Source organism: Mesorhizobium sp. ISC15 (genome assembly GCF_037162615.1).
GTDB classification, from domain to species: Bacteria; Pseudomonadota; Alphaproteobacteria; order Rhizobiales; family Rhizobiaceae; genus Mesorhizobium; species Mesorhizobium mediterraneum.
Genome location: NZ_JAVSPX010000001.1, coordinates 1,921,253 through 1,941,712 on the forward strand (window position 1 = coordinate 1,921,253; position 20,460 = coordinate 1,941,712).

Consider the following 20,460-nt stretch of genomic DNA (forward strand, 5'->3'; position numbering starts at 1 on the left):
AGGCCCGCTCTTCGACGTGCGAATGAGATTTGCTTCATACCGGCACCTTAGCGGTGGGCAGCAGCCAGCCGTCATCGATCTCGGGCAGCGGGATGGCTGATATCAGGTCGCGTGTGTAGGCCTGCCGCGGCTTCTCGAACAAAGCGTCGGTGGCGCTTGCCTCGACGATCACGCCTTCGCGCATGACGATCACTTGCCGGCAAAGCCGCCGGATCACCGACAGATCGTGGCTGATGAAGGCGACCGTCAGGCCCATTTCGGCGGCCAGCTTTTCCAGCAACGTCAGGATCTGTGCCTGGGTCGATACGTCGAGACCGGAGACGATCTCGTCGGCCAGCACGAATTTCGGCGACAGCGCGAGCGCCCGGGCAATGCCGACGCGCTGGCGCTGGCCGCCCGACAGTTCGTGACGGTAGCGGCTGGCGAAGCTTTGCGGCAGGCCGACGCGCTGCAATGCCTCCGCGACACGCCCCTTGAGATTGTCGCCAAACCCGTTTTGCCTGAGCGGTGCGGCGATGATGCTGGCAATGGTGCGGCGCGGATTGAGCGACGACATCGGATCCTGGAAGATCATCTGCAGATTGCGGCGCAGCGGCCTGAGCTCGGCCTCCGGCAGATGCGTGATGTCGCGGCCGTCGAAGGTGATGCTGCCGGCGCTGGGCTCCAGCAGGCGTACGAGGGCGCGGCCGAGCGTCGACTTGCCCGATCCGGATTCACCGACGATGCCGGTCACCGACCCCTTTGGCAGGTCGAAATCCAGACCTTTCAGGATTTCGGCCAGCGGCGCGCGGCCGATCAGCGGCTTGCGCGTCATGTCGGGTAGCGCGACCTTCAGGCCGCGGACGGAAAACAGCGGCTCAGCCATGCGGGCGCCTCCAGGCCTGGTCGGCGGCGGCGATCTCCGCGGCCAGCCCGGCCAATACCGCGTCGTCCACCGGTCTCAGAGAGGCGAACGGGTCGGTGTAGCGCGGTGTCGCCGCCATCAGCGCTCGCGTGTAGGGGTGCTGCGGAGCTGCGAACAGCGCCGCCGTCTCGGCCTCCTCCACCACCTTGCCGGCATAGAGCACCGATACTTTCTGGCTGATCTTGGCGACGACGCCGAGATCATGGGTGACGAACAGGATCGCCGTGCCGTGCTCGCGCTGCAACTGCGCGATCAGGCGCAGGATCTGCTTCTGCACGGTCACGTCGAGCGCCGTTGTCGGCTCGTCGGCGACGATCAGCCTTGGCTCGGCGGCGAAGGCGGCGGCGATCAGCACGCGCTGGCGCATGCCGCCGGAAAGCTCGTGCGGATAGCATTTGAGGACGCGGTCCGGGTCGCGGATCTGCACCTCGTCGAGCAACTGGCGGGTGCGGGCGTCGGCTCTCTGTCCGCTCCAGCCGAGGATGCGCACCAGCCGGTCGGTCATCTGCGGACCGATGCGGCGCGACGGGTTGAGCGCGGTCAGCGGATCCTGCGGGATCAGCGCGGTGCGGGCGCCGATCAAGGTGCGCCTCGCCTTTGGCTGAAGCCGGCCGAGATCTTCACCTTCGAGCAGCATGTCGCCCTCGACGATGCGAACGCTCAGTGGCAGAACGCCGAGCACCGCCTTGCCGATCATCGTCTTGCCGGCGCCGCTCTCGCCGACCAGCGCGCGAACCTCGCCGGGTTGGACCGAGAGCGAGACCGAGCGCAGCACGCGGGCGCCATTCGGCAGCACGGCGCTGAGATTGGCGATGTTGAGGCAGCTCGCGTTCATCGCAGCACCGGATCGAAGCGTGCCTTCAGGCCTTCGCCGAACTGGCTGAACGACAGCACCGTCAGGATCAGCGTGACCAGCGGGAACACCAGCACCCACCACGCCTGATGGATCGACAGGCGGCCCTCGGCGATGATGCCGCCCCAGGTCGGGTCGTCGGTCGAGATCGACAGATTGACGAAGGACAGGATCGCCTCGACGATGACGGCGATGCCCATTTCCAGTGACAGGAGCGCGACGATCGACGGCACCACATTGGGCAGCACTTCGCGCAGCATGATGCCGATGCGGCCGTAGCCGGCGATGCGGGCGTTCTCGACATAATCCATGCGCGCCTGGCCCATGGTCTCGGCGCGGATCACCCGGCAGAAGCGCGTCCAGTCGATGACCGCGATGGCGATGATGACCGAGCTCAGGCCGGTGCCGAGCACGGCGACCAGCAGGATGGCGAACAGCACCGGCGGAAACGCCATCCAGACGTCGACGATGCGCGAGATGATGCGGTCGGCCCAGCCGCCGAAATAGCCGGCGACAAGCCCGAGCGTCGAGCCGACCAGACAGGCGGCCAAGGCTGCCGCGAAGGCGACGATGAAGGCGATGCGGGCGCCGAAGATCAGCCGCGACAGGAGATCGCGGCCGAGGCTGTCGGTGCCGAGCCAGAAGCCGGGCTCCGCGCCGCTCATCCAGAACGGCGGCAGGCGCTCGAACATCAGGTCCTGCGCCAGCGGGTCCTGCGGCGCGACCAGCGGCGCGAAGATCGCCGCCAGCAGCGCGAGCAGCAGCCAGCCGCCGGCCAGCCACAGCCTTGCGCCCGAGCCATGTCTGGAGATGCGGCCGTCATCCATGGCGCAGCCTCGGATTGAGCAGTGCGTACATCATGTCGACAGTGAGGTTGATCAGCACGAACAGCAGGGCGAAGACCAGCACGATGCCTTGGATCAGTGGCAGGTCGCGGTTGATTACGGCGTCGATCGCCATATTGCCGAGACCCTCATAGGAAAACAGCCGTTCGACGATGACCGTGCCGCCGATCAGAAAAGTGAACTGCACGCCGACCAGGGTGAGCGTCGGCAGCGCGGCGTTCTTCAGCGCCTCGCGCAGGATGACCTGCGTTTCGGAAAAACCCTTGACGCGCGCCAGCACGACGTAGTCGAGATCGAGCACTTCCTTCAGCGACTGTTTCAATAGCTGCGAGATGATCGCGGCCAGCGGCAACGCCAGGGCCACGGCCGGCATCAGCATGTGCCCGAGCAGGTCCTTGGTCAGGTCGAAGCGCAGCCGCGCAATGCTTTCGAACAGATAGAACTGGGTGACGAAGGGAAGGTCGAGCTGCGGCGAAACCCGGCCGGAAATGTCGAAGATAGGCACCAGCACCCCGAACAAAAGGATCAGCACCAGGCCCCACAAAAAATCGGGAATGGAAAGGGCTGCACCGCTGGCGATGTCGATGCCGGCCTCGACTGCGGTGCCGCGTTCCCGCGCGCCAAGGATCGCCGTCGTGCCGCCGATCGCCAGCGCCATCAAAAGAGCGACGATAGCGAGCTCCAGTGTCGCCGGCAGCCGGTTGAAGACCAGCCCCAGCACGTCTTGCCTAAGCGAGATCGAGGTGCCGAAATCGCCTCTGACAACGCCGGACAGCCAGATGAAGAACTGCTCGACGATGGTCTTGTCGAGCCCATAGAGCGCACGCAACCGGGCGATGTCGGCATCGGTGGCGCCGGGCGGCAGCATCATCGCGATCGGGTCGCCGGGCGCGACGCGAATGACGACGAAAACCACGACGGCGACGCCGAACAGCGTGATCGCCATCGTCAGAAGACGGATCAGGAATCTTTGCAGCAGCATGGTCGCCCGTATGCCTGCGGAAAGGGCGCGCCATCGACGGCGATGGCGCGCTTGGACGCTATGCCGATCTCACGCCGGGGTCATCAGCGCCGGCAGCAGCGCGCCGGATATATGCTGCACGACATTGACGCCCTTGGCATGCACGATCGGCTGCGCATACTGGATCAGCGGCAGCACATAGGCCTGCTCGGCGATGTACTTGTCGACAACCTTCCAGCCGCCGATGCGCTTGGCCTCGTCTTTCTCGCCCCATAGCGGGTTGATCATGTCGATCAGATCCTGGCTGTCCCACACCGAATGCGGGCTCGGGCCATAGGTGGCAAAGCCGGTCGACGTCGTCGGATCGCCGATCGCGTTGCCCCAATTGTAGAAGGCCGCCGGCGTCAGCTTGTCGGCGGCGCGCAGCTCGTAGTGCTTGGCGATCTCGTAGACCTCGATCGTCGCCTCGATGCCGACCTTGCGCCACATGCCGACGATCGCCTGGATCATCTCGTAGTCCTTGGGCTTGAAGCCCTTGGTCGTCTGTATCGTGAACTTGACCGGCTTTTCCGGCGAATAGCCGGAGGCGGCCAGCAATTCCTTGGCTTTTTCCGGATTGTGCTCGACCTTGATCGACGCATCGTAGGCGGCGTATTCCGGTGTTTCCAGCGTGTCGATCGGCTGGCCGTAGCCGCGCAGCAGGCGGTCAACCAGCAGCTTCTTGTCGACCGCCATGACGGCGGCCTGGCGGACGTTCTTGTCCAGCATCACGTCGATGTCGTTGAAGAAGATCATGCCGATGTCGGAAACATTCTTGCACGAGCCGGCAAGCCCGTCCTTGGCGATCAGGCGGTCATATTCCTCATAGGGGATTTCGAGCGTCACCTGCGAGGAACCGGACTCGATTTCGGCAACGCGGCTCGCCGCATCGGTGACGAACTTGATCGTCACATTCTCAAAGGCCGGCTTGCCGCCCCAATAGTTCGGATTGGCCTTCAGCCGCAGGAAGGCGTTGCGCTCGAATTTGTCGACCATGTACGGGCCGGTGCCGATCGGAGCCTTCTCGAAGCCTTCGGCGCCGACCTTCTCGTAATAGGCCTTCGGCATGATGTAGCCGGTCAGGAACGACATCCATTTGAAATACACCGGGTCGAACTGCACGACGTCTCCGGTGATCTTGTTGCCGTCGATCTTGAAGTTGTTGACGTTCTTCCAGACGAATTGGATCGGGTTGCCGGTCTTCTCGTTGCCCGCCCGTTGCAGCGACCAGACCACGTCCTCGGCCGTGAACGGCGAGCCGTCATGCCAGGTGACGCCGTCGCGCACCGTCATCATGATCTTGGTGCGGTCGTCGTTCCAGCCCCATTCGGTAAGCAGGCCCGGCGCGAAGGACAGGTCCGGCTTCTGCGGAATGAACTGGTCGAACACCGACTGGTAGAGGCCCTGGATCGTCGGGTTGACCGCCGAAGGCCCGGTGGTCGGGTCCCAGGACGGCAGGTTGACATTGTAGGCGATGGTCAGTTCACCGGCTGCGTTTGCTATCTGCGGCAGGCCGATGACGGTGGCGCCAAGTGCTGCTGCGCCATATCCGAGCAATTCTCGTCTGTTGATTGTCATGGTCGTTCCCCTGTTGGTTTTCTGTGCGCGTCGTCGTTGTCGTTCAGTGGGTTCAGGCTCCTTGGGCAACCGCGCATTGCCTCTCCTTCACCCGCAAGTGTTTTGGATTCTACCTCCCGCCAAGCTGTTGAGCGAGCATATAGCCCGAGGCTGCACCGGTGCCGGCCCCCGGCCATGTTGCAGCGCCTGTGAGATGCAAATTCCCGACCGGCGTGTTCCACCCGGCATAACCGCGCGCCGGGCGAAACAGGAAATTCTGCGCCAGATGGTGGCTGCCGCAGATCTGGTCGCCGCCGACGAGGTTGGGGTTCTCGCGTTCGAGGTCGAGCGGCGAGAAAACGGCGCGGCCGCGGATCTTCCGGCGAAGGCCGGGCGCATAGATCTCGATGATGTCGAGAACGCGCTCGGCATAGCGCTCCTTGACGTTGTCCCAGTGGGCCGGCGCGATTTTGCCCGCCGCATCGCCTGACATTTCGGCGGGCAGCATGCGCACCTGCACCCACAGCACATGCTTGCCTTCCGGCGCCCGCGACGGATCGACCGCAGTCGGCTGGCCGACGACCAGAACCGGCTCGTCCGGCAGCATGCCGGACATTGCCTGCTGATAGGTGCGCGACATGGCGTCGAGCGAAGGCGACAGATGCACATACGCGAACTGCCGAAGCTCGGCGCCGGCGCGCCAGTCCGGCAGATCGTCTAGCGCCAGATGGATCATCATCGTGCCCGGCGCATGACGGAATTTTTTCATCGCCGCGTCGAAACTGGCGTCGCCGGAACCATCAGGCAGCAGTCTGCCGGGCAACGCCCCTGGTGCAACCCCGGCGACGACCGCCTTGGTGGCAGTGTGGGTCTCGCCGGAGGCAAGCCGCACGCCGGTCGCCTTGCCGGCGGAAACCGTGATTTCGGCCACCTCAGCCCCGGTGACAATCTGGCCGCCGGCAGCGGTGACCATGCCCGACAGGGCGCGGATGATGGTGTCGGCGCCGCCCTTGCCGAGCACCATGCCGAAGCACTGGCTGGCCATCGATTCCAGATATGGGAACACCGCGCCGCCGGCGATGTCGGGGGCGAAGTCGAGATGCATGCCCCAGGCGGCGAGCGTCGCTCTGACATGCGGGGTCTCGAAATTCTCCTCGAGCCACGCGCGCGGCGACGACAGCAGCAGGCGACCGGTGTCGAGCGTGCCGGCAAAGCCCTTCCTGCGCCACAGGTTCCATGCAGTGCCGGCCAGCGCCCGCCCGCTCATCGGCGCTCCTAGCAGCCGGAACAGATGCTCGGCCTCCGGCGGGAAGGCGTCAACCAGCCGGCGCCAGGTGGCGGCGTCGGCTTGCGAAAATCCGGCGAGGCGCGACGCGGTCTTCTCCAGGTCGTGGCTGACACCGAACCAGCGTCCGTCGGGAAAGGCGCTGGCAAAGCAGTCGGCGACCGGCGCAAATTCCAGCCCGTGTTTTTTCAATTCATTTGCATATTTCTTGTGAAAGGCCGAGCCGGCGAACAGGCTCAGATTCATCGCGCCGAAATCGTGCCGGAAGCCGGGAAGCGTGAATTCGCGGGTCTGGACGGCGCCGCCGATTGTTGCGCTGCGCTCGAAAATCGCGGTTTTCCAACCTTTCAACGCCAGATGCGCGGCGCATGCCAGACTGTTGTGGCCCGCCCCGACGAAAATGGCGTCAAACTCGCTCACACCCCACCCAACCCATTTCCTTTATGCTTAAAGATAATTGCAGATGCATATGTTTTCGTCTAGTAGGATATTAAGGGCCGCAACGAGCCTTCAGAGCCATCCAAGAAGAGGGAACAGAGACCATGGACACGCAAAAACTCCTCGGCGAGGTCGCCGGCCAGCTTCTTTCAGGCGCCATCCAGGTGGTCGACTTGACGGCCCCGCTTGGGCCGAACACGCCGCTGATCAAGCTGCCGCCGGAACTCGCCGTCGATACGCCGAAGGTCGAGATCCACGCCATCTCCGCCTATGACAAGAACGGACCATGGTGGGCGTGGAACTGGCTCAAGCTCGGCGAACATTCGGGCACGCATTTCGACGCGCCGCAGCACTGGATCACCGGCAAGGATTATCCGGACGGCGCCACCGACACCATTCCGGCGCAGAACTTCGTCGGGCCGGTCAATGTCATAGACTGCTCGAAGCAAGCCGCTGCCGATCACGATTTCCTGCTCACCGTCGACCACATCAAGGCCTGGGAAGCCGAGCACGGCACGATCAATGCCGGCGAATGGGTGGTGATGCGCACCGACTGGTACAAGCGCAACGGCTCGGAAGCCGAATTCCTCAACGCCGACGAGACCGGACCGCACACGCCCGGACCGACGGCCGAGGCCATCCAGTTTCTGATCAGCAAGGACATCAAGGGCTGGGGCAGCGAGACGATCGGCACGGATGCTGGCAAAGCAGGGGGAATGGAGCCGCCATTCCCGGCGCACAGCCTGATGCACAAGGCCAACCGCTACGGCCTCGCCAGCCTCTGCAACCTCGACCGGCTGCCGCCGAAAGGCGCGATCCTGATCGCGGCACCGCTCAAGATCGAGCACGGCACCGGCAGCCCGATCCGCGCGCTGGCGCTGGTGCCAAGGCATTAGGACGAGGTGGCGGTCTTCGGGAGAAGATCATGGTCGCAGGTAACGCTGTAGTGACGATTTGGGAGCGGCAGCCTTGTAACGCTGCGGCTCTACGGCGCCCCCCTCTGTCCTGCCGGACATCTCCCCCTCCAGGGGGGAGATCGGCAGTTCCGACGCCCAGCTCATTCCTACAGCCTTGGAGATTTTCGAAGGCCGCAGTGACGGCCGATCTCCCCCCTGGAGGGGGAGATGTCCGGCAGGACAGAGGGGGGCGCCGTAGAGCGCCAATCTCCCCAATTGAACTCCTGCCGGCGGGGAGCAATCGTCGATGAACGCGCCCGATCACATCATCGTCGGCAGCGGCATCAACGCGCTGGTCTGCGCGGCGATGCTTGGCGGCAAGGGGGCGAAAGTGCTGGTGCTCGAGCGCAACGACCGCATCGGCGGTTGCATGCGCACCGAGGAGATCACCGCGCCTGGTTTCATCCATGACGTGATGGCGACGACCTTCGTCCTGTTCATCACCTCGCCGGCCTATGCGGCGCTGGGCAAGGATCTGGCGCGGCACGGCCTGGAATTCTGCAACACCGGCACGCCGACCGGCGTGCTGCGCCCGGACGGCAGCCATGCCATCCTGCGCACCGACCGCCCCGCCAATGTCGCGGGGATGAATACGATGACGGCAGGTGACGGCGACCGGCACGGCAGCGATGTCGGTGAGATCGAGCGCAATGCCGGCCTGCTGTTCGGCCTGCTTGGCGGCAGCCTGTGGTCGTACCCCACGGCAAAGCTGCTGGCGGGCGAAGCCTGGCGCCGCGGCCCGCGTGAGCTTGCCGCCTTTCTTGGCGCAGCGCTGGTGCCGGCGCGCGGCTGGCTGGAGAGCACCTACCAATCCGAAACCACCCGCGCGCTGTGGGCGCCCTGGGTGCTGCATGCCGGTCTCGGGCCAGAAGACGCGTTTTCCGGCCAGATCGCCAGGGTAATCGCCTTCGCGCTCGAAGCGGCCGGGGCGCCGATCGTCAAGGGCGGCGCGAAGAACCTGATGTCCGCGTTCGAAGCGCTGATCAAGGAGCGCGGCGGCGTGATCCGGACTGAAGGGGACGTCGCCTCGATCGTCCAGAGCGGAGGCCGAGCCACCGGCGTGCGGCTGGCTTCGGGCGAAACGGTCACCGCGAAGAAGAGCGTCATCTGTTCGGTCACGCCGACCCAGCTCTACGAGCGGCTGCTCGGCGACGCAGCGCCGAAAGCCGACGTCGAAGCGACGCAAAAATACCGCTACGGCAAGGGCAATTTCCAGATCCACTATGCCTTGGACAAACCACCCGCATGGCGCGGCGACGGCTTGGACAAGGTCGCGCTGCTGCATCTGACCCCCGGGCTCGACGGTGTATCGAAAGCCTGCAACGAGGCCACGCGCGGCATGCTGCCGGAGGTTCCGACCATCTGCGTCGGCCAACCGCATGCGCTCGATCCTTCGCGCTGTCCGGACGGAAAGGCGATCCTGTGGCTGCAACTGCCCGAGGCCCCACGCCATATCAAGGGCGATGCCGCCGGCAAGCTGCCGACGCCGGCCGACGGCCGCTGGACCGAGGCATTGCGCGAAGCCTACGCGGACCGTGCCGAAGCGATCCTCGCCAGCCATATCGCCGGGCTCAAGGACAGCGTCATTGCACGCCGCGCCTATTCGCCGGCCGATCTGGAAGCGATGAACATCAATCTGGTCGGCGGCGATCCCTATGGTGGCTCCTCGACCATCGACCAGTCGTTCCTGTGGCGGCCGTTCAAGACGAGCCGTAATCACGCCACCGGGATCAAGGGCCTCTACCATATCGGCGCCTCCACCCATCCCGGCGCCGGGCTTGGCGGCGGCTCCGGCTTCCTGCTGGCGGGGAGGCTGTGATGGAACAGAAGGTTGAAAAGCGCCAGCGCATCTCGACTTTGGGCCAGATCGGCCTGCAGCAATTCGCGCCCTATCTGATGAACCGCATCATGGGTCGCTACAACGCCACCTTGCGCGACGATTTCCGCAAGCAGGGCCTGACCATTCCGCAGGTCCGGACGCTGGCCGTGCTGTCGGTCGCCGACGGCGTCACCGTCAACGATCTCTCGGTCTATACGGTCATCGAGCAGTCGACGTTGAGCCGGACACTCGACACGCTGGAAGGACAAGGGTTTGTGCGGCGGGAGCAGGGGGTAACCGACAGCCGCATCCGCCATGTGTTCCTGACCGACGAGGGTCGCGCCGAGTTCACCCGCGCCTGGCCGGCCATGCATGACGCGTTCGAGGCGATGTTCGACGACGTCGACGATGCCGAATATTCGGCGCTGATCGCGACGCTGCAGAAGATGCTGAAGAACATTCGCAAGCACGACATTTGATCTTACGCGCTGCCGGATGCCGGCGGTAACGGAAGGAGCCAAAAATGGCCGAACGGTCTTTTGCCAAGGAAGTCGAAAAGCTCAGGCTCGGCGCTGGCGAGGAGTTTTCCGGCGAGGGCATTCTCGCCATCACCAAGGCGCTGCTGCAATGCGGGGTCGGTTATGTCGGCGGCTATCAGGGCGCGCCGATCAGCCATCTGATGGACGTGCTGGCCGACGCGCAGGATATTCTGGGTGAGCTCGGCGTGCATTTCGAGGCGAGCGCCTCAGAAGCGACCGCCACCGCCATGCTGGCGGCATCGGTGCATTATCCGATCCGTGGCGCGGCGACTTTCAAGTCGACGGTCGGCACCAATGTTGCGTCGGATGCGCTCGCCAATCTCGCCTCGGGCGGAGTCACCGGCGGCGCGCTGATCATCGTCGGCGAGGACTATGGCGAGGGCTCCTCGATCATGCAGGAACGCAGCCACGCCTTCGCCATGAAGAGCCAGGTCTGGCTGCTCGATCCCCGCCCGAACCTGCCGTCGATCGTCAAGGCGGTGGAGGACGGCTTCGAACTGTCGGAGATTTCCAACACGCCGGTTATGCTGCAGGTCCGCATCCGCTGCTGTCACGTTCATGGCCATTTCATCGCCAAGGACAACAAGCGGCCGGCGATGACGGTGGCCGATGCGCTCGACGCGCCGCGCCGCGACACCGGCCGCATCGTGCTGCCGCCAGCCTCCTTCCTGCACGAGAAGGAAAAAGTGCAAAAACGCTGGCCGGCAGCGGTGGATTTCATCCGCGAGAACAAGATCAACGAGTTCTTCGGACCCGAGCACGGCTCGGTCGGCATCGTCATGCAGGGCGGCATGTACAATTCGGTCATCCGGGCGCTGCAGCGCCTCGGCCTTGCCGATACTTATGGCGAGACAGACGTGCCGCTCTACGTGCTGAATGCCGTCTATCCCTTGGTCGATGACGAGTTCCTGTCCTTCTGCGAGGGCAAGGACGCCGTGCTCGTCGTCGAGGAAGGCCAGCCCAATTATATCGAGCAGGCCTTTGCCGCGATGCTGCACAAAGCCGGGCGCGGCACCAAACTCGTCGGCAAGGAACATCTGCCGATGGCCGGCGAATATACCGGCCAGGTCATGCTCGACGGCATCGGATCGTTCCTGCGCGCCACCATCCCCCATTTGCTGCCGGGCGAGGTCCGCGCGCCGAACAAGATCGGCGACGGGCTCGATACCGCCGACCTGGTCAATGTCGTCCCGGGCCGTCCGCCAGGCTTCTGCGTCGGCTGTCCGGAGCGGCCGATCTTTGCCGCCACCAAGCTGGTCGAGCAGGAGTTGGGCAAGCACCACATCGCCTCCGACATCGGCTGCCATCTGTTTTCGATCATGCCGCCTTTCGAGCTTGGCGCCACCACAATGGGCTACGGGCTGGGGCCGGCCTCGGCTTCGGCGTTCAATTCGCCCGACGCCAAGCGCCGCTCGATCTCCTTCGTCGGCGACGGCGGCTTCTGGCACAACGGACTGACCTCGTCGATCGGCAATGCGGTGTTCAACAAGAACGACGGCGTCATCGTCATCGTCGACAATTTCTATTCTGCCGCGACGGGAGGGCAGGATATTCTTTCATCCCGCGCCGGCAATAAGACGAAATCGACAAAGCATCCGATCACCGAGGCGGTGAAAGGCATGGGCGTTAAATGGCTGCGCCACATCGACCGCACCTACGATGTCACCAAGATGCAGGACACGCTGCGCGAGGCGCTGACGACGGACGAGAAGGGCCCGAAAGTCATCGTCGCCTCGTCCGAATGCATGCTCAACCGGCAGCGCCGCGAGAAGCCGCTGGTCGACAAGGCGATCAAGGGCGGTGAGCGGATCGTCAAGCCGAAATTCGGCGTCGACGAAGACATCTGCACCGGCGACCATGCCTGCATGCGGCTTTCCGGCTGCCCGTCGCTGTCGGTGAAGTCGCTGGACGATCCGCTGCGCGACGACCCGGTGGCGCATATCGACCAGAGCTGCGTCGGCTGCGGCAATTGCGGCGAGGTCGCCGATGCGGCGGTGCTGTGCCCGTCCTTCTACCGCGCCGACATGGTGCACAATCCGAGCCGCTGGGACCGTTTCCTGGAAGCCGCCCGTCGCGCCACGATCGGCCTCTTGCAGCGGCGCCGTGAAAGCCGGCGCCTGACATTCGCCGATGCTTGACGCGGTCCCCTCATCGCGCTCGAAAGCCGGCGCTCGCGAAGATGAGCGCGTCATCAAGCTTGCCGTGCTGGCGGTCGGCGGCCAGGGCGGCGGCGTGCTGGCCGACTGGATCACCGACGTCGCCGAGCGCAACGGCTATGTCGCGCAGTCGACCTCGGTCGCCGGCGTCGCCCAGCGCACCGGCGCCACCATCTACTATGTCGAGATGTGCCGCGACACCGGCCGGCTGCCGGTCTTCGCGCTATCACCTTCGCAGGGCGACGTCGACATACTGATCGCCGCCGAACTGATGGAAGCCGGCCGCGCCATCATCCGTGGCTTCGTCACGCCCGAGCGCACGACGCTGATCGCCTCGTCGCATCGCATCGCCGCGGTGTCGGAAAAGATCGAGCCCGGCGACGGCCGGGCCTCGTCGCCAAAGGTGCATGCGACAGCGGAAGCCGCGGCCAAGCGCTTCATCGCCTTCGACATGGAGAAGATCGCCGCCGACAACGGCTCGATGATCTCGGCCAGCCTGCTCGGCGCATTGGCGGGGTCCGATGCCCTGCCGTTCACCCGCGAAAGCTATGAGCAGGCGGTCAGTGCCGGCGGCCGCGGCGTGAAGGCCAGTCTCGCCGCCTTTGGCGCCTCCTTTGATCGCGCCCGCGGCATCACGAACGCGCCACCTCTGGGCGAAAAGGCTGCGGAGCCGAAAGCTGTCGAAATCGGTTCGGCGGCAAAGGTTAGCGGCCCGGAAAGCCTGATGAAGGGCTGGCAGGCACTAGCCGCCCGGGTCGCTGCGCTGCCGGCCCCGGTGCGCGACATGGCGCTTCGCGGCCTCAGGAAGGTGGTCGACTATCAGGACATCGCCTATGGCGGCGAGTATCTCGACCGGCTAGACCGGGCGGTCGTCCTGGACAATGCCGACCACGACTACGCGCTGTCGATCGCTGCGGCAAAGCATCTGGCCAACGCCATGTGCTACGACGACATGATCCGCGTCGCTGACCTGAAGACGCGCTCGACTCGCGACAAGCGCGTGCGCCGCGAGGTCGGCGTCAAGGACGGCTCGATCCTCCAGGTGACCGAATATTTCCATCCGCGCATCGAGGAGTTCTGCGGCACGCTGCCGGCCGGGCTCGGCAGCTACATCGAGGCGCGGCCGAAGCTGGCCGCCTTTCTCGACCGCCGTATCAATCGCGGCCGCCGCATCCGCACCGACAGCTTCGCCGGCTTTGCCGCCCTCTGGTTCATCGGCGGCATGCGCCGCTGGCGTCGCCGCCTGCTGCGCCACAAGGTCGAGACCGCGCATCTCGAGCGCTGGTACGCGCTGGCGCTCGGCCATGTCAGGGAAGACTACGCGCTTGCCGTCGAGATCCTCAACTGCCGCCGGCTGATCAAGGGCTACAGCGACACCCATGTTCGCGCGCAGTCGAAATTCGACCGGGTGCTGTCGGCGCTCGACCTGCTCAAGGGCCGCGCGGATGCTGCCGACTGGATCCGCCGCCTGCGCGAAGCCGCGCTAAAGGACGAGAAGGGCGATATGCTCGATGGTGCGCTGAAGACCGTGGCGTCGCTGCAGTAGAGCTAATAGCTGAATTCCGCCGGCCTTTGCGATTTTGCGTTGACCTGCAAGGTGAAAATATCCGGCCGGCTGTAGTGCCCGGCGACGTCGAGACTGCGGCGAGCGGCAATTGCCGCCTTGAGATCGATGTCGGCATGCAGAATGCCTGTTTCCTTGCGCAAAGGGCCGGCAACGATTTTTCCCCCTGGCGCGATGACCACGGAGTCGCCCTGATTGATCCACTCGTCCGCGTCCGGATAGAGGCGGTCACGGTCGGGAAAGTCGCGCGGCAAGTCTTCCACCCGCAAGACATTGCCGGCGCCGATGACCCAGCAGCCGCCCTCGCGGGCGATATGCTGCAATGTGCCGATCCAGCCGTCGCCACTGTCGTAGGTTGGGGCGACGTGGATATCGATGCCTTGAGCATAGAGCGCGTACCGGGCAAGCGGCATGTAGTTCTCCCAGCAAACCAGCGAGCCAACCCGTCCTGAAGGCGTGTCGACGACCTTCAGCCCGCTGGCGTCACCAAATCCCCAGACCATCCGCTCGGGGTTGGTGGGCATGAGCTTGCGGTGCCTGTTTAGAAGCGAACCGTCCGGGCCAATTACGATGACGCTGTTGTAGATAGTGGCGCGGCTCCACTGGCTGTCGCGTTCGTCGATGCCGCACAGGATGGTCACCTTGAACGTCCTGGCGGCGTCGAACAGCGGGCGCAGTTGATCCGACGAGAGGTCGACGGCATTGTCGACCAGGCGCCCGTGCAATTGGCCTGCCAGGCCGCCGTCGGCCCCCGGCTTCAGGCGCCAGATCCAGGCGGGGTATCCGGGGATGAACGCCTCGGAGAAGACCACAAGCTCGGCGCCGCCATTCGCGGCCTCGGCAACCAGCCGCACTGCCTTGGCGATCGTCCCTTCACGATCCAGAAAAGCCGGCGGTTCCTGGACAATGGCAATTCTCGTCATGAGGTTCCTCCTCGCTTCGGCACAGAGGCCGGCGTGTCCCTATCTTGTGGCGGCCGCGACTAGCATTTCGCATGGTCCCGCGAATTGTCCGTCCCGCTCGAACTGGCCAAGCGCCTCTTCGATTTCCGCCCACGCGTCGTCCTGTTCCCGGGCGGACAGGCCGGCGAGCATCTGATGCAGCGCGCCAAACGATTCCTGCTCGAACTGCAGACATTCCAGGGCCGAGTGCAGCCGCACCGGCGCATCGATCCTTTCGATCCGGACGTTACGGAATCCGGCATCAATCAGACGTTTTGCTAGAACCGTGGGATCGCCCAGGCTGAATGGGCCTGGCTGGCCGGGCAGTGGTGCGGGCAGCGCGGCGCGGCGGCGAATGATACCGACAGGGATCGAAAAGAACGGGTTCTTGTCTGCCGTGGAATAGACGATTGCACCGACCCTTCCCCCCGGTTTGAGGTGGTCGCGCATTCCGCCCAGCGCCTTGTTCTGATCCGGAAAGTAGATCAGGCCGACGCGCGAAATGACGGCGTCGAAGGGGTCAGCGGATATGGCGCCCAGCATTTCGCCGTCGGCGACGATGGTGTCGATGTTGCCATGGCCCGCCAGTTTCGCGTTGCTGGCGGCGAAATCGAGAATCCCGGCCGAAATGTCGGTCGCGAGCACATAACCCTCGGGGCCAACGCGCCGCGCCGCGGTCAATGTCTGTTCCCCGGCACCGGCGGCGACATCGAGGACGCGACTGCCGCGCTTTACATCGGTCATGTCCAGCATCAGTTCCGTCGCCGGTCCAAGCCACCGGGACAGGAGCGGACCCCAGCGGTTCCATGCCTCGGCCGCGCTGTCCCATTGCTTGCGGGTCGTTTCCTTGAACTTGACGGGATCGAAAGTCGGTTGCTGCTGATCCATGGTCGCCTCCTGGCGCATAACCTCGGAAACCGGACGGCATCCGGAAGACAGTATTGTCTTGCAGGAAACGATATTGGGCGCGTAGTTTCGGCTCAATTCTCGAAATCTAGACGCCCATTTTGCAAAATTGCACAGATCGGGGCTCCATGATGCAATGGGATGATTTGCGGATTTTCCTGGCGGTCGCGCGCGACGGCTCGATCAGCGGCGCCGCCAAACGCATGAACGTTCAGCATTCCACCGTGTCGCGCCGGATCAGGGTGCTGGAGACGCAGCTTGGCACGCGCCTGATCGAGCGCAAGAAGTCCGGATACGAACTGACCGCGGCCGGCGAGGAATTGAAAATGGCGGCCGGTAAGATGGAGATGGAGGTCCTCGAAGTCGAGGGCGCTCTCGGCGGTCAGGAAAATCGGATTGCCGGCGAGCTGAGGGTGTCGGCGATCAACAATATGGCATCATCCGTGCTGATGCCCATATTTGCCAGTTTCAACGAAAGCTATCCGGACATCGAGCTGCATGTGCAGGTTTCCAACAAGTATGTCAGCCTCGCCGAGCGGCACGCGGATATCGCCATTCGCCTGACCAACACGCCACTTGACACTCTGGTCGGTACCCGGCTCGCCAACGTTGCATCAGCCGTCTACGGGGAAAGAAACTACCTCAAGGCTTTGCGCGCCGGCAGCGCCAAACCAAGGTGGCTGGGGGTGGAATGCTGCGCTTTCCATCAATCCTGGACCAACGAGGCCTGCCCGGATCATCGTCACAGCTTTTTTGTCGACGACACGTTGCTTACGCTCGCAGCCATGAAACACGGACTTGGGCTGGCCTACCTGCCATGCTTCATGGGCGACGGGGACGACCGGTTGGAGCGCTTCCGCGCGCCTGACCCGATACACGATCTGGGGCTATGGCTGCTCTATCATCCCGACTTGCGGCGCACCAAACGGGTGAGGGTCTTTCGCGAACATATGATTGCGCGGATCGGCGACCAGAGTGCCCTGTTCGAAGGGCGACGACCGAGGCACGGCGACGACACGCTGCTTAACCGAGAAGCGTTGGGATAAGTTTGGCCGGAGTCACAATGGCTTGGATCGGCGGCCTTTCGATGGCCGATTCGTTTGGAGAATTTTTGGTGCGCTTGCGTGGCTCGAACACGCGATCCCCGCATTACGAATGATGTGCTCTACCAACTCAGCTAAAGCGGCCCGGGGAAGCCAAAGCACTCCAAGATGCGTTGGTGATAGAGACGCACCTACGGAATGCAGTGCTTCTCGATGTCGCGCGCCGTGAACTCTGCTGCTCGTCGCCACGCTTCGTCGGTATCTCCCCGGTAAGTCAGGTATCGATCGCAGACAGGCTTGTTGTTGTTCAAATCCAGCACTGCAAACTTCACCCAGCCAACCAGCGTGCTCATCTTGTGCATCTGACCGATCAGTAGATAGTTCGCGCTGGCTGTTCTTGCCTGCTTCGAGAGATCGACAAGGCCGGGGTCCCTGATGGTGCACCGTTCTGCCTGACAGGGTAATGCGACGAGGTCGATCTTCTCCGAAAGACCATCCCGCAATGCAACGCCAAACGCCTTCAGTCGCGTTTCGTGTTCGGCGGTCTGGTCTCTGACTTCGCCTGACGTATCCCTGAACTCGAAATCCGCGACGGCGAGGGTCGGGGGCTCGACGACATCGGCAAAGGCGGCCGACGCAAGTGCACCGGCGCCTAGCAGGACAAGGAAAAATCGTCCGCGCTCAAAAAGCCGAAATCGAACTTCTGCGCGTTGCACCTTGAGCATCTCGTTCTCCGAGGTTGGAATGATAGCCATCCCAAAGGTGGTGCCGATTGTCTCTTCGCGTTGTTGGAGGCGCGGAAAGCAAGCGCAAGACTACCCGGTTGCGTCGCGACGTCAACTTCCACCCGTTACTGGGTGGACTCGACCTTCGCGACGACGAGCTTGCCTTTGGCGCGCGAGATTTCGAGTGTCTGGCCGGGTTTTGCCAACTCGCCCGGAACCGAGATCACCATCGCCTGGCCTTCGGTGAGGGTCGCGACGAAGCGCACGGGCAGGTTTTCTTCGCCCGCCGCCATCGTGGTGACCACTCGATAGCCGTCATCGGCCTCGGTGTAGTAGACGACGCCGTGAAAGTTGCCGAGGTCGACGGTCCCACCCTGACGGGCCGTGAGTTCGCCGGCAGAAGCGGAACTTGCCGCAACGCAAAGCGCTGCAAGAGCTGTGTATCTGAACATCGTTTTTCTCTCCATTTAGAATTGTCGTTCGGGTGGATGGTCGCCTTCGGCTGCATCCCAATAAATCACGCTGCGAGCTGATCCTCGCGGGCAGCCGCGATCATCACGCTTGCGAGCAACCCGTAGGCTGCCTCCCAAGAGTCGCGCACGGCCGGCGTGAAAGCCTCACCGAGGCCGGCCGCCAGCGTCTCGATGAGCGCTTGCCCGACGATCGGGTAATGATGCTCCTTGACGCCGTAGGTCACGTGACGCCTGGCGAGCACGCGCACCGTCGGGAGAATGGTGTCGGCACGGTCCAATCCGTGCACGACGAAGCCCAGGCTCGCCATCAGCTTGGCGCCTTGCTTGGCCATGTCTGTCACCGGAAACAGCGTGCGAAGATCCGCGTCGATCGCGAACAGGCGTTCATAGAACAGCGCGGCGGCGGCCACGCGTATTGCGACGACCTCGCGAAAACTGTCCTGGACAAGTCTGATCTGGTCGGGTGTCATCGGCGACGCTCCTGCGTTGCTGGCCTTGTGAGGCTCGGAACATCCTGCCAAAACGTTTCGCGTGCATGTCGCCTGCGCGTAGATGTGTTTCAGTTGTGTCTCAATTGGGTTTCATTTGCGCTCATTTGTCTTTCAGATCCCGACGGACGGGATCGTGCGCTGGGTCGCTCGCATCCTGATGATGGGCGCGTTTGAAATTGAGGAAGACGGAGGCGAGCCTGTACATGAGGCAAGGGGCGAAAAGGCGCCGCTGAAGACAGCGTGCTACCACGCGGTTTCTGCCATACCCTCAGAACCCGCAAAGCCTTGAGAAATAGTGGTGCCGCTTAGGTGACTCGAACACCTGACCCCATCATTACGAATGATGTGCTCTACCAACTGAGCTAAAGCGGCCCGGGAAGCCAGGGCCTCCAAGATGCGCTGGGTGATAAACGCAACCCGCCACAAATTCAAGATGGGACTTTGGCATTTCGCGTTGGGGCTCATGCCGGGCCTATAAGGGGGCCGCACCGATCCGCCATGCGGTCGCGTGATGCCGCACCGGCAGGTCGCGCGACCGCCACGTTGGCGCCGTGGCGAGAAAATCGGTGAAAAATGTTGATTCCTTTACCGAAAATCGCCGAAATGGGCCTTGGATGCGTCGCCAAGGTAGAATGCGGCCGCTGGCCCGTTGATTGATTGGTCGCCTACGGCTAACGATCATGACAATGTGACCGTACGTGCAGAGGGATCCCGCTTGGACGCGATCGAAAAAGCGATCCGGAACGCCTTCGAAAAAGGCAATGCCGACGACCGGGCGTTTCGCGAGCGGGTCTACCGATCGGCCTTCGCCGCACTGGACCGCGCCCTGCAGGCCAACCCGAGCGTGACGGTGGAAGTCGCCATCAAGCGCCGCAAGGCGGTGCAGGCCAAGATCACGGAAATCGAATCCGAGTTCCTGCCGGCGGTTCCCGATGTCGCCCTACCGACCGATGATGACGCCGCAGCACCGGCGACGGAGAAGCCGGCTGACAGCGCAGCCGAAGCTGAAGCTGAAGCCAATGTCGAACCGGGCGCGGATGCCGATGCTGGACCCGCGCCGTCGCCTGACGTCGTTGTCGACGGTCCGGTAGGGCCTCGTGCATCCGATATGCCCCGGTCGCGCGTCTTGCCGGTCGTTCCCGATATCATGCCCGAGGCGGTTTCTGCCGATGTGCCGGAGATCGACATGTCGTCCCCTGCATCGACCCGAGACGACGACGCAGAGGTGATGCCCGACCGCGACGAGAGGCGGGTGAGAGGCCCCCGCCTGCCTCTCACCGCAATCTTCCTCGGCGTCACGTTGCTCGCCGCCGCCGGCATCGGCCTCTATTTCGCTGCGCAGACCGGCGTCTTCAAGTCGGCGGCCCAACTCGACACGGCGCCGCCGCAAGCGCCTCCGACGGTGGAGGACGATGATTTCACGCCGCCAAGCGACACGGCCTCGCCGCTGACCCCCGGTGCGGCGGATGAGGATCGCGACTGGATCAATGTGTTTTCGCCGAGCGACCCGGCGCTTGTCAGTGCGCCTTCGGATGCCAAGGCCGAAGTCATGCAGGACGACAGCGGCTCCTTCCTGCGCATCCGGTCGGGCGCCTCCGGCTCGGCCATCAGCTTTGACGTTGGGCAAGGCGTGCTGGAAAGGCTCGCCGGCAAGCACGCCGTGTTCGACATCATCGCCCGCTCCGAGGAAGGCAAGGAGACGCAGATCTCCGTCGATTGCAATTTCGGCGAACTCGGTGACTGCGGCCGCAAGCGCTACGCGGTCGGCCATGAGAACAACGAATATCTGTTCGACGTGCGGTTTCCCGACAAGCGTCCGGGTGCTGCCGGCACCATCGCCATCAATTCCGACTTCGACAAGCAGGGCAAGTCGGTCGACATCTACGAGATCCGCGTCTCGATCGTTCCTTGAGCTTCAACGCATCCAAAAGTGTTAGAGCGTACTTTGTGCGTCCAATTGGACGC

At 63.8% G+C, this 20,460-nt stretch carries 18 protein-coding genes and 1 tRNA gene; 7 read left to right on the forward strand and 12 right to left on the reverse strand.

The annotated features are described in order from the left end of the window. Positions 1-34: 34 nt before the first annotated feature. From RPG13_RS09420 to RPG13_RS09445, 6 genes are all read right to left on the reverse strand, one after another. Complete coding sequence (locus tag RPG13_RS09420; protein WP_128244323.1) at positions 35-865, reverse strand: ATP-binding cassette domain-containing protein; 831 nt, start codon at positions 863-865, stop codon at positions 35-37. Beyond that, positions 858-1,739, reverse strand: coding sequence for an ABC transporter ATP-binding protein (locus tag RPG13_RS09425; RefSeq protein WP_337124883.1), 882 nt, complete (start codon positions 1,737-1,739; stop codon positions 858-860). The genes RPG13_RS09420 and RPG13_RS09425 overlap by 8 nt, the downstream gene beginning before the upstream one ends. Beyond that, a complete protein-coding gene (locus RPG13_RS09430; RefSeq protein WP_095487744.1) occupies positions 1,736-2,584 on the reverse strand; it encodes an ABC transporter permease in 849 nt (282 codons plus the stop codon). The genes RPG13_RS09425 and RPG13_RS09430 overlap by 4 nt, the downstream gene beginning before the upstream one ends. Then, positions 2,577-3,584: an ABC transporter permease gene (locus tag RPG13_RS09435; RefSeq protein WP_126103801.1), complete on the reverse strand. Its 1,008-nt coding sequence runs from the start codon at positions 3,582-3,584 to the stop codon at positions 2,577-2,579. Before RPG13_RS09435 ends, RPG13_RS09430 begins: the two co-directional genes overlap by 8 nt. Positions 3,585-3,653: 69 nt before the next feature. Continuing rightward, the gene (locus RPG13_RS09440) at positions 3,654-5,180 is read right to left on the reverse strand and encodes an ABC transporter substrate-binding protein (protein WP_337124884.1); all 1,527 of its coding nucleotides are present in this window, start codon (positions 5,178-5,180) and stop codon (positions 3,654-3,656) included. 109 nt (positions 5,181-5,289) lie between these two features. After that, entirely contained in the window at positions 5,290-6,864 is a 1,575-nt protein-coding gene (locus RPG13_RS09445) for a phytoene desaturase family protein (protein WP_337124885.1), read from the reverse strand. Positions 6,865-6,986: 122 nt separating this feature from the next. Between RPG13_RS09445 and RPG13_RS09450 the strand changes: the two genes are divergently transcribed. From RPG13_RS09450 to RPG13_RS09470, 5 genes are all read left to right on the forward strand, one after another. Next, entirely contained in the window at positions 6,987-7,778 is a 792-nt protein-coding gene (locus RPG13_RS09450) for a cyclase family protein (protein ID WP_095487752.1), read from the forward strand. Positions 7,779-8,085: 307 nt separating this feature from the next. Then, complete coding sequence (locus tag RPG13_RS09455; RefSeq protein WP_337124886.1) at positions 8,086-9,657, forward strand: phytoene desaturase family protein; 1,572 nt, start codon at positions 8,086-8,088, stop codon at positions 9,655-9,657. Further along, entirely contained in the window at positions 9,657-10,136 is a 480-nt protein-coding gene (locus tag RPG13_RS09460) for a MarR family winged helix-turn-helix transcriptional regulator (protein WP_095487756.1), read from the forward strand. Before RPG13_RS09455 ends, RPG13_RS09460 begins: the two co-directional genes overlap by 1 nt. 44 nt (positions 10,137-10,180) lie before the next feature. After that, positions 10,181-12,334 carry a thiamine pyrophosphate-dependent enzyme gene (locus RPG13_RS09465; RefSeq protein ID WP_126103795.1) on the forward strand — a complete coding sequence of 718 codons (2,154 nt, stop codon included), beginning with the start codon at positions 10,181-10,183 and terminating at the stop codon, positions 12,332-12,334. Further along, entirely contained in the window at positions 12,327-13,898 is a 1,572-nt protein-coding gene (locus RPG13_RS09470; protein WP_127205434.1) for an indolepyruvate oxidoreductase subunit beta family protein, read from the forward strand. The genes RPG13_RS09465 and RPG13_RS09470 overlap by 8 nt, the downstream gene beginning before the upstream one ends. A 2-nt stretch (positions 13,899-13,900) precedes the next feature. On the opposite strand, the gene RPG13_RS09475 is transcribed toward RPG13_RS09470, so the two are convergent. Beyond that, a complete protein-coding gene (locus tag RPG13_RS09475; protein WP_127290185.1) occupies positions 13,901-14,839 on the reverse strand; it encodes a carbon-nitrogen hydrolase family protein in 939 nt (312 codons plus the stop codon). A gap of 39 nt (positions 14,840-14,878) precedes the next feature. Then, on the reverse strand, positions 14,879-15,745 hold the full coding sequence (locus RPG13_RS09480; protein WP_126103792.1) for a class I SAM-dependent methyltransferase: 867 nt from the start codon (positions 15,743-15,745) through the stop codon (positions 14,879-14,881). A gap of 149 nt (positions 15,746-15,894) precedes the next feature. Between RPG13_RS09480 and RPG13_RS09485 the strand changes: the two genes are divergently transcribed. Next, a complete protein-coding gene (locus RPG13_RS09485; RefSeq protein ID WP_095488059.1) occupies positions 15,895-16,809 on the forward strand; it encodes a LysR family transcriptional regulator in 915 nt (304 codons plus the stop codon). 188 nt (positions 16,810-16,997) lie between these two features. Here RPG13_RS09485 and RPG13_RS09490 read toward each other — a convergent pair whose 3' ends face one another. The 4 genes from RPG13_RS09490 to RPG13_RS09505 form a co-directional block, all read right to left on the reverse strand. Continuing rightward, entirely contained in the window at positions 16,998-17,531 is a 534-nt protein-coding gene (locus RPG13_RS09490) for a DUF2380 domain-containing protein (RefSeq protein ID WP_164547047.1), read from the reverse strand. A 125-nt stretch (positions 17,532-17,656) separates the two neighbouring features. Then, entirely contained in the window at positions 17,657-17,983 is a 327-nt protein-coding gene (locus RPG13_RS09495) for a hypothetical protein (protein WP_126103790.1), read from the reverse strand. A 65-nt stretch (positions 17,984-18,048) separates the two neighbouring features. Then, entirely contained in the window at positions 18,049-18,474 is a 426-nt protein-coding gene (locus RPG13_RS09500) for a globin family protein (protein ID WP_127290187.1), read from the reverse strand. A gap of 317 nt (positions 18,475-18,791) precedes the next feature. After that, positions 18,792-18,867: transfer RNA gene (locus RPG13_RS09505), tRNA-Thr, on the reverse strand. A gap of 343 nt (positions 18,868-19,210) precedes the next feature. On the opposite strand from RPG13_RS09505, the gene RPG13_RS09510 reads away from it, so the two are divergent. Beyond that, a complete protein-coding gene (locus tag RPG13_RS09510) occupies positions 19,211-20,407 on the forward strand; it encodes a hypothetical protein (protein WP_185928201.1) in 1,197 nt (398 codons plus the stop codon). Positions 20,408-20,460: the final 53 nt, after the last annotated feature.

Bases quoted from the DNA above. Each gene is read 5' to 3' on its own strand.
- RPG13_RS09420 (WP_128244323.1), bottom strand. From the start codon at position 865: ATGGCTGAGCCGCTGTTTTCCGTCCGCGGCCTGAAGGTCGCGCTACCC.
- RPG13_RS09425 (WP_337124883.1), bottom strand. From the start codon at position 1,739: ATGAACGCGAGCTGCCTCAACATCGCCAATCTCAGCGCCGTGCTGCCG.
- RPG13_RS09430 (WP_095487744.1), bottom strand. From the start codon at position 2,584: ATGGATGACGGCCGCATCTCCAGACATGGCTCGGGCGCAAGGCTGTGG.
- RPG13_RS09435 (WP_126103801.1), bottom strand. From the start codon at position 3,584: ATGCTGCTGCAAAGATTCCTGATCCGTCTTCTGACGATGGCGATCACG.
- RPG13_RS09440 (WP_337124884.1), bottom strand. From the start codon at position 5,180: ATGACAATCAACAGACGAGAATTGCTCGGATATGGCGCAGCAGCACTT.
- RPG13_RS09450 (WP_095487752.1), top strand. From the start codon at position 6,987: ATGGACACGCAAAAACTCCTCGGCGAGGTCGCCGGCCAGCTTCTTTCA.
- RPG13_RS09455 (WP_337124886.1), top strand. From the start codon at position 8,086: ATGAACGCGCCCGATCACATCATCGTCGGCAGCGGCATCAACGCGCTG.
- RPG13_RS09460 (WP_095487756.1), top strand. From the start codon at position 9,657: ATGGAACAGAAGGTTGAAAAGCGCCAGCGCATCTCGACTTTGGGCCAG.
- RPG13_RS09465 (WP_126103795.1), top strand. From the start codon at position 10,181: ATGGCCGAACGGTCTTTTGCCAAGGAAGTCGAAAAGCTCAGGCTCGGC.
- RPG13_RS09470 (WP_127205434.1), top strand. From the start codon at position 12,327: ATGCTTGACGCGGTCCCCTCATCGCGCTCGAAAGCCGGCGCTCGCGAA.
- RPG13_RS09475 (WP_127290185.1), bottom strand. From the start codon at position 14,839: ATGACGAGAATTGCCATTGTCCAGGAACCGCCGGCTTTTCTGGATCGT.
- RPG13_RS09480 (WP_126103792.1), bottom strand. From the start codon at position 15,745: ATGGATCAGCAGCAACCGACTTTCGATCCCGTCAAGTTCAAGGAAACG.
- RPG13_RS09485 (WP_095488059.1), top strand. From the start codon at position 15,895: ATGCAATGGGATGATTTGCGGATTTTCCTGGCGGTCGCGCGCGACGGC.
- RPG13_RS09490 (WP_164547047.1), bottom strand. From the start codon at position 17,531: ATGCTCAAGGTGCAACGCGCAGAAGTTCGATTTCGGCTTTTTGAGCGC.
- RPG13_RS09495 (WP_126103790.1), bottom strand. From the start codon at position 17,983: ATGTTCAGATACACAGCTCTTGCAGCGCTTTGCGTTGCGGCAAGTTCC.
- RPG13_RS09500 (WP_127290187.1), bottom strand. From the start codon at position 18,474: ATGACACCCGACCAGATCAGACTTGTCCAGGACAGTTTTCGCGAGGTC.